General features: G+C 38.8%; 5 protein-coding genes. 3 read left to right on the top strand and 2 right to left on the bottom strand.

Annotation, left to right across the window (positions count from 1 at the left end; genetic code table 11):
* Window positions 1-66: 66 nt before the first annotated feature.
* Window positions 67-2,844, bottom strand: a complete 2,778-nt coding sequence (locus tag AC1DPQ_RS08980; RefSeq protein WP_477608889.1) for a S8 family peptidase — start codon at window positions 2,842-2,844, stop codon at window positions 67-69.
* A 167-nt stretch (window positions 2,845-3,011) separates the two neighbouring features.
* Here AC1DPQ_RS08980 and AC1DPQ_RS08985 point away from each other — a divergent pair, with 167 nt between their 5' ends.
* Window positions 3,012-3,848 (top strand): M57 family metalloprotease, encoded by an 837-nt coding sequence (locus AC1DPQ_RS08985; RefSeq protein WP_477578777.1) that lies wholly within the window; start codon window positions 3,012-3,014, stop codon window positions 3,846-3,848.
* 843 nt (window positions 3,849-4,691) lie between these two features.
* On the opposite strand, the gene AC1DPQ_RS08990 is transcribed toward AC1DPQ_RS08985, so the two are convergent.
* Complete coding sequence (locus tag AC1DPQ_RS08990; RefSeq protein WP_477608891.1) at window positions 4,692-7,199, bottom strand: S9 family peptidase; 2,508 nt, start codon at window positions 7,197-7,199, stop codon at window positions 4,692-4,694.
* A gap of 176 nt (window positions 7,200-7,375) precedes the next feature.
* On the opposite strand from AC1DPQ_RS08990, the gene AC1DPQ_RS08995 reads away from it, so the two are divergent.
* Complete coding sequence (locus tag AC1DPQ_RS08995; protein WP_477582987.1) at window positions 7,376-8,254, top strand: polysaccharide deacetylase family protein; 879 nt, start codon at window positions 7,376-7,378, stop codon at window positions 8,252-8,254.
* Window positions 8,255-8,270: 16 nt separating this feature from the next.
* Complete coding sequence (locus AC1DPQ_RS09000) at window positions 8,271-9,134, top strand: polysaccharide deacetylase family protein (protein WP_477582985.1); 864 nt, start codon at window positions 8,271-8,273, stop codon at window positions 9,132-9,134.
* Window positions 9,135-9,203: the final 69 nt, after the last annotated feature.

Raw genomic sequence — 9,203 nt, forward strand, 5'->3', positions numbered from 1 at the left:
TTTTTAATCTGCGGGAACCAAAATGCCTCCCGATAATCACAAAGATTTACGCAAAACATGTTATAATTATTGCTTAATCAACTTAAATTTTTTCAATTGCTGCCCGTTTTTATTGATCACACCTACATAAACACCTGTTGATAAAGCGTTGAGCAAAAAACGGCTCGAACTTGTGGCCTTTTCCTCAAAAACCTTCTGTCCTAATATGTTAAAAATAGATAGACTATAATCTTCGAATGATCCGCTCAGAATAGTTAAATAATCGGCAACTGGATTGGGAAAGAAAGAAAATTCATTGTCCTTAAGAAATACTGCCGAAACCAGATCGCTCTGCACCTGGCCGTTGGCAGTTTCGAAAGTAACGCGGTAAAACTGGATTCCAGCTTTTGGCTTTTCATCAAAAATTGTATAATCGAGTTGATTTGAAACTGGCTTCGTCTGCTGTAAAACACTAAAAGTATTTGGCCCGGTCTGTTTTTCCCAAATGATATTCTTTAAATCCAAGGTACTTCCAATACTGAGATCTAGTTTTACTTTATCCTCACTTACAGATGCCGATAAATTTCTTACATAACAGGCAATTCCCTGCTGCGTATAATCGATAGTATAACTTTTTAAACCTGCAAAACCTACCCCGTTAGCTGCTATCGCAAAATATTTACTATTAATCTTGCCTGCATCAAGCTTAACTATAGTATCAGTAAGGCTCRGCACCGGAGAAAGAATATTATCCACAATATTGTACAAAGTATAATCTTTTGCACCAGGCTGTGGATCCCAGCTGAACACAGCACCGTCTTTACATACATAGCCAACTTTCAATGTCCTCGGACTAGAAATCGTAAATGATTGGCTCAATATTACATTTCCATCCACTTCCATTTTTATCATTGCTTTTGCAAACAAATCTGGTGTATTCCAATTATAAAAACCTTTGCTTAAATCAATCCCCGAAGCAATTGATTTCCATGTAGCCCCTTCATCATAGCTCACCGATAAGTTTCCGGTTTTACTGGTGTAAGTATTCTCCCACCTGATGTAGTTTTGTTCATTGGCAAAAAAGTATTCGTTTTTTTCAGGATTGATGAAAGAAAAAGTGTTTTTGAATGTATAACGATAAGCCATCGCAAAGCGCTGGTTATTGCCCCGTGTAATCCTTTTACCATTAACATGAATATTATAAGCACCTGCCGAGGGATTATCGAGGCTAACCTGTTGAATGGTATTGATAACGTCGGCCTTACGCACAGCTGGCTTTGAGAGGGAATCTAAATGCGGAAAGCTGCTTAACACCCAGGGCAGTGTTAAATTTCCAACAGGATTTTCTAGACTTAAATCCAATCCATTAACCAAACTTTGTGCTGCATTTACAACAGCAGGAGGATCGTTCCAGGTAATGGTTAGTTTCACTTCAGCTACATTAGCCGGAATTGCCAAGGGAATAAGCAAATCCTGATTTTTGGCCACTTCATACAAAGATGCCCTGTTTTCATCTAAAGTTTTTAACGATTGGGCCACATTCAATTTGCCATAGCCATATAAAAAATCTAGCTGTGGTGTTCCCAAATCATCAGCCGAATTAATTACTGTTGCTCTAATTAATGAAACAGAAGCCGCTTTTTTATATTTCTGCTGATAAAATTGTTCTAACAATGCGATTGATCCACTGGTAATTGCAGCAGAGCCAGATGTTCCGTCTTCGCCCAAGGCAACAAGCTCCGGTTTTACGCGCCCATCATAGGCAGGACCTTTGCTGCTCAGATTTTCAGAAATATTTTCTCTGCTAATCCCTCCTATCACCAATAAATTTTTAGCCTGCTTAAAATTGCCTGTTAAGTTGGCTCTGGCGGTTATCCCTTGATAAAAACCAACTGATGGCGTTGTTGTTCCTTTATTTCCGGCAGAAAAAACATGGATCAAAGTATCGGTTTCGTAAATCTGCTTATCGTACGCAGCTGCTTCCATTCCGTAGTCATTGTCTATATCGGTACCATACGAATGGTTTTGAACCTTAATCTGAAGCCTGTTTAAATCAGTAACCAAATCTGGCATGAGGTTAGAAAAATCAGAATATGCCAATTTGGATTTTGGCGCGGCACCTAAACCACGGATAAATGAATTGCCGTTTCCTAATGCCAAGGTGGCCATAATGGTAGCATGGGTAGTTGGTGTTGTACCAATAGTTGCTCCTGGAAGTGTTTTTCCTAATAAATCAAGGTCGGCTGCATCATACATCCCTTCTTTAAAGGAAACATTTATACCTCTGCCATCAATATCCGGAAAAAGACGATGGGCATTAGAAATTTGGTTTAAGCCGAGGTCGATACCATTAATGACCACTTCCTCTTTAGCAACAGGCAAAACATCAGCGTATAAAATATCATCCAGTTCCAATATCAACATTAAATCAGCCTGTAAAATATTAACCATAATCATGTTGTTGATATGATCTATTGATTTTATGCTTAAGTTTTTAGCTGAAACAGGTAAAGCATTTATATTTTTAAAGGATAGCCTAACCAGAATGGAATCGTTCTTTTTTGTTGACTTGGCAAGCACTTTGATTAACCGATCGCTGGCTTTCCATAGTCCGTTAGCTTTTTCTTGATAAATCACATAATTAGAGAGGCTGGAGACAGCCGGTTTTTCGACAATAAAATAATCGCCGGCAAGTTTCTTTTTAGGGTTTAATAATTGAATTTCGGTAGCCGTCAACGTACGATTGAACCGGACCAAAATGAGCCCTTCGGCATTTAATTTTTGTGAATTGCCATTTTTGGAAATATATTTTTCAAAATATTTTTCTATTCCAGCAGGTTGTACTTGTGCGTTTAAACCAAGCACAGATAGACAAAAACATATAACTAAAAATACAGTACAGACTCTCAATATTTATTTTATTGTAAAATTTTGTTTACATCAATTATCTTCTCTAAATTAGGATTAATAAGGTAATCCACAAATTTTATTAACTAACTTATTCAACCTAAACTAATTTAATTCCAACTAAGATGAAAACAACAAAATTTTTATCGATTGCAGCAGTATGCCTTTTACTCGCTAACCTATACTCATGTAAGAGTAATAATACAGAAAACGCGGTAGAAAACAAAACTGAAATTTCAGCAGACAAATTATCACAGATCAAATCTCTAGGCTTTAGCACCGACAATATCCGTAAAACAGATGAAGGTTATTTGGTAGAAGGAGATATTCTTTTAACTGATGACAATTTAGCTGAACCTTCTACTGGTGCAAATTTAAACATTGCCGAAACTGAGCAGTACCGAACCACAAACCTGGTTAAATCTTTACCACGTGTAATTACAGTGTCGGTAACCAATTTACCTCAGGTATATAGCGATGCAGTAAACACCATGATTTCGAGGTACAACTCATTGGGTTTACGCATTACTTTCCAAAGGGCTAGCGCAGGTACAACCGGCAACATTAACGTTATTGGCTTTAATGAAGGTCCAAGTGGCGGCTTTATTACCTTAGGTTCTGCGGGTTTCCCAACAGCATCAGGAAAGCCATACAATCAAATTAAAATGAACACCAATGCTGCTGCTTATGGAACCAACCCTGATTTATTATACCTTGCTTCTGTGATCCAGCACGAAGTAGGCCATTGTATCGGTTTCCGCCATACGGATTATATGAACCGTGCCTTTAGCTGTGGCGCAAGTGGCGCAGGCAACGAAGGCGCATCGAATGTGGGGGCAATTAGAATCCCGGGAACGCCTTCAACTCCTGATGCAGGCTCATTTATGTTGGCCTGTTCTAATGGCGGTAACCGTACTTTTAATGCAAATGATGTGATTGCAGTAAATTACCTTTACAAATAAAAAAACACTAACGGATTACCTTAACAGATCAGAAGCCCCGAAATTTTCGGGGCTTTTTTGTTTATTGACCACAGATGCACACTGATAAACACGGATTGAATCTGTGTTTATTCTTTTTATCTGTAATTAAACAAATAACGAAATGGTTTGTGAGGACGCAAAGCATGGCGAAAGGAAAAAAAATTTGCAATAGAAAGGTTTAAATTTGGAACACAACCCTAAATTATCAAACCTGATAGCGCCGAATAGTTCCCGATTTAACCACTATTGTATTTAAGAAAATTTCAAATCGGGACTATAGGCAATAGCGGGACTGAAATAACCGAACAACTACCGAAGCCTGCTTTCCAAAAAGCTATGTAACACCAAAAACAAACACCAATCGGATAGATTGCCACGGCTAACAAAGGGAGTCTCAACAATTAAGTTTTTTTTTGGAGCGCAATACCTGTGCAAAACATTTAGCCTCTCCCGTTTTACGCTTATACGCTTCGCTGCCTCGTACCTCGTTGCTGCAGGGTAACGCTTCAACCGGGGCTAGATGGCCAAGGCAGTATTTCATTTTTGAGGTTGCATGAGCACCTATTTCGTACCTAACATTAATCGGATAGATTGCCACGGCTAATGAAGGATTAGCCTCGCAATGACGAATCGTATTGAAATAGCCCCTGAAATAAWTTACCTTCGGTGAGCTCGCTTAAGGCTCGGTTTACTTCGTAGCTTTCCGCTGCGTTACAGGTCAGGGTGACGCAACAATTAGCGATTAAAATTAGCCTTACAATAATGGCAAAAGAAATGGCCTGCGTTTCCACAGGCCATCAAAATAAACTATTGTAATAAAAACTATTTTCCGTTCTGTTCGATATCTCTGTCCATTTCTACTAAATCAACATCGCTCGGTTCAGAAAAATCGCCGATTAAATATTTGTTAAAGTGATCTGCCAGTTTCCAGAAAGCATACTCCGTCATATCTCCAAAACCATGGCGCTGACCAGGAATAATCAAGAAATCGAAACGTTTACCAGCTTTCATTAGTGCATTGGCCACGCGGATAGAGTTTGCCGGATGCACATTATTATCTACATCGCCGTGCATCAATAACAAATGTCCCTTTAAATTTTTGGCCAGGTCAGGGTTTTTATCAATGCTGTATTTAAATGAGGTATCGCCTTTTAAAGAAATGGTTTCTTTTACCCCATGGTGTTTTTCGCTCCACCAACGGTTGTAAATGCTATTATCGTGGTTTCCTGCGTTCGAAACCGCAGCTTTAAAGAAATCAGGATAAACCAGCATAGCAGCGGTTGACATAAAGCCACCGCCAGAGTGACCTGTAATGCCCACTTTCGATTCGTCGATGTAAGAATATTTGGCAGCCAGTTGCTCAATAGCTGTTTTCTTATCTGCCAAACCGTAATCGCGCAGATTGCCATAACCGTAAGTATGGTACCATTTAGATCGCGAAGGGTTTCCGCCGCGGTTACCTACCGTAATTACGATATAACCAAATTGAGCTAAACGCTCGGTACGGTCCATGCTCTTGCTAAAAGCTTTGTTTACCGCTTCTGTTTGCGGGCCTGGGTAAACATATTCGATAATCGGATACTTTTTATTCGGATCGAAATCGAAAGGTTTATACATTACACCGTACAGATCGGTAATTCCATCATCTGCTTTTACTTTGAAAGGTTCAGGAAATTTGTAACCTGCTGTTATCAATAATGAAAGATCTGTAGTTTCAAGATCCATCACTTTTTTGCCTGATCCATCGTAAAGCGTGGCTTTTGGTGCAGTGTTTACCCTCGAATAATTATCAACAAAGAAAGTATTGTTATCATTCATATTCGCCACATGGTCAAAATCACCTGCATTTAACAGTTTCATGTTCGAACCATCAAAATTGATGCTGTATAAATGTAAGTAGTAAGGATCTTCTTTACCTTCCCTGCCATTTGCCGTAAAATAAAGGATACGTTTTTTCTCGTCGATATTTACGATACTCTCACAGTGGAAAGCACCTTTGGTAATCTGGTTTTTCAGCTTCCCATTTCCATCAAAGAGATAAAAATGTGCCCAACCATCGCGCTCACTCCAATGAATCAGTTCGTTGCCATCATTTACCAAACCTGGGCGGTTAACTTCAACATAGGTATTAAAACGTTCGTCGATTAAAGGCGTAACTTTTCCGGTAGCAATATCAACCGTACCGATGTCGATACGTTTTAAATCGCGACTGGTGCGTGAAAAATAGAACCTGCTATCATTACCCAACCAAATAGACGGACGGAATTCGTTATCACGGTCTTTATTTAATGATGGTTTGCTCCAAACCGAAACACTTTGATCTTTAAATGCGGCAACACTCAGTTTTTTATAAGATTTTGCAGCAAAATCGAATAGCAAAACTTCATCCTGAGGGGCTTCAGCCTCTCCCGGCATTTGATATTTATAAGTTTCTAACGTCGGACGGCCAGGTGTAACACTATTAATTACCCAAAGATCTTTAACCTTACGCGAATCGGTTCTATCCAATACGAAATATTTCGAATTCGGCGACCAAAGCACATAAGCACCACGGCGTTTTTTATTATTTTTTTCGTTCTCTACATTGTTTTCACCATCGCCATCACTTCCGTACGAATAGAATTTAACACCGTCTTTAGTGAGCTGATGTTCTACAATTGTACTGTCATCTTCATTTTTGACTGCTTTTTTGTAGTTGTCTTTATCCATCCAATACAGGTTGTAATTACGGGAAAAGATAATAGCCGACGAATCGGGCGCTACCGATCCCCATGATGGTTTTGGCTTTGGCTTACTGAAATTTGGCACCTCAGTTAATTTCGCGCTGGCCAGTTCGTATTTGAAAGAAAATATTTTCTTCTGCATAGAATCTGCAGCTTTTTTATCTTTTCTGTCTTTTTTCAATTCATCGACCGTGCTTTTGATTTCGAAAGAAATACTTTTTTCATCGGCCGCAAATTTTAGGTTTTCCAGCGGTAAATGTTCGGCATCGAATGGATCGCGAACAATCAGGGTAATATCTGCTGCCAGTTTAGCATTGTCAAACATCACTTTTTTGCTTTTTGATGCAGGATCCACGAGGTACCAGAATTTTCCTTTCGGGCTTTCAAAAGTGTACCAAAAACGGTTGCTCAACTTTAGCCAATGCGGATCTACAGCGGTAGAATAAACCATTTTTTTCAACTTATTTGGCGAAAAACGCGATGCAAGTTGATAATTTGCTTTAGGTTGTGACTGAATATTTTCGGTTAGGGTAAATGTTTTGTTTTGTGCAGCTACAGTTAAGGATAAAAACTGCGCACACAGCAGGAGTTTATAAAGTTTATTCATCAAAATTTGTTTGAGCCGCTAAATTATTTAATTAAAGCATATTAAGCAGGCTTTAATGTGTAATAAAAGCGATAGTTAGCTCAATTTTATGCATCAGAAATTAATTATTAACACAATTTATTTTGATGGTTAAATAATTGACAGATTTTATAGTTTTGTAGCTATATATCCTCATAATGAAATACAGCTTTTTAACCCTAATAACAGCCGGAGTAATCTTGTTTGCCAGCTGTCAATCTAAATCTCAAACAGAAAACGCCACGGCTAAAGATTCTACTACGCAGACTTCTAAGACTGCTACAGGTGCGGGAACACCGGTTGACGTTTCGAAAATAAAGGTTGCCGATGCCAAAACCATTTTAGCCCGGAAACAGGTACCTATTTTATGCTATCACCAGGTAAGAAACTGGAAACCAACCGATGGAAAAGTAGGTAAAGATTATATTGTAGAAATCCAGAATTTTAAAGACCAGATGAAAATGCTGGCCGATAGTGGCTACCATACCATTTTACCCGATCAGCTTTATGCCTACCTGAACACTGGTGCTGCCCTACCGAGCAAACCCATTATGCTAACTTTCGATGATACTGACCTGGATCAGTTTACCATTGTACGCCCAACTTTAGATAAACTGGGTTATAAAGCCGTTTATTTCATCATGACCGTTTCGATCGGCAAAAAAGGCAAGTTTGTAGATTACATGAGCAAAGAGCAGATTAAACAACTTGCTGACGAAGGAAATGTGATCGGCAGCCACACTTACGATCATAAAAACTTTAAAAAATATGCAGGTAAAGATTGGGAAGAGCAATTAGATAAACCAACCAAAAAACTGGAAGAAATTACAGGTAAAAAGATGACAGAATTTGCCTATCCTTTCGGCTTATGGAATGCAGAAGGCATTCCTGAGCTTAAAAAACGTGGCTTTAGAATGGCTTATCAATTATCAACCAAACGCGATGAAAAAGACCCATTGTTTACGATCCGCAGGATTATTGCCAGCGGTTACTGGTCGCCTAAAACATTAAGCAACAGCATTAAAAACAGCTTTTAAATAAGACCATTGCTTCATGAAAAGTTTTCTACTCTACGGTGTGGTTTCTACACTACTTTTAACCTCGTGCCTGTCTTCCAAGGCTTCAAAAGAAAAAGCGGCTGTTGCAAACACTACTGAAACGGTTAAAACAGATTCGGCAAATACGAAACCTGCCGATAATAAAACCATTCTGACACGCAGAGAGGTGCCTGTTCTGTGTTACCACCAGATTAGAAACAACATTGCCAGCGATAGCAAAAGAGCTCACGACGACATTATTGCCCCTGATAAATTTAAAGGCCACATGAAAATGCTGGCCGATAGCGGTTACCATTCTATTTTACCCGATCAGTTGTACAACTATCTGGTTTACGGTGCTAAATTGCCTGAGAAGCCTATTATGATTACTTTCGACGATACGGATGAAGATCAGTTTACCATTGGGAATACAACACTGAAAAAATACGGCTTTAAAGGCGTTTATTTTATTATGACGGTATCCATCGGCAGAAAAGGGCGGATCAACTACATGACTAAAGAACAGATTAAACAGTTATCTGACGAGGGAAATACAATTGCCAGCCATACCTACGATCATAAAAACTTTGCACAGTTTACCGACGAGGACTGGACAACCCAAATTGATGCACCAACTAAAAAACTGGAAGAGATTACAGGTAAAAAAGTAGCATATTTCGCCTATCCCTACGGTGTTTTTAAAGCTTCAACTTTACACAAGCTGAAAGAACATGGCTTTAAAGCGGCATTTATACTTTCAACAACACGGGATGAAAACTATCCACTTTACACCATTAGGCGAATAATTGATCCTGGAAGATACACTGCAAAAAATTTATATTACAGCATCAACAAGAGTTTTAATAAAACAAAATCATAGCAAAGAGGTTTAAAACATAATGTGTTTAAACTTTTCACCATTAAACTTTATACCCTCCCTATGAAATAT

The sequence above is a fragment of the Pedobacter sp. 01T416_2 genome, assembly GCF_056398925.1.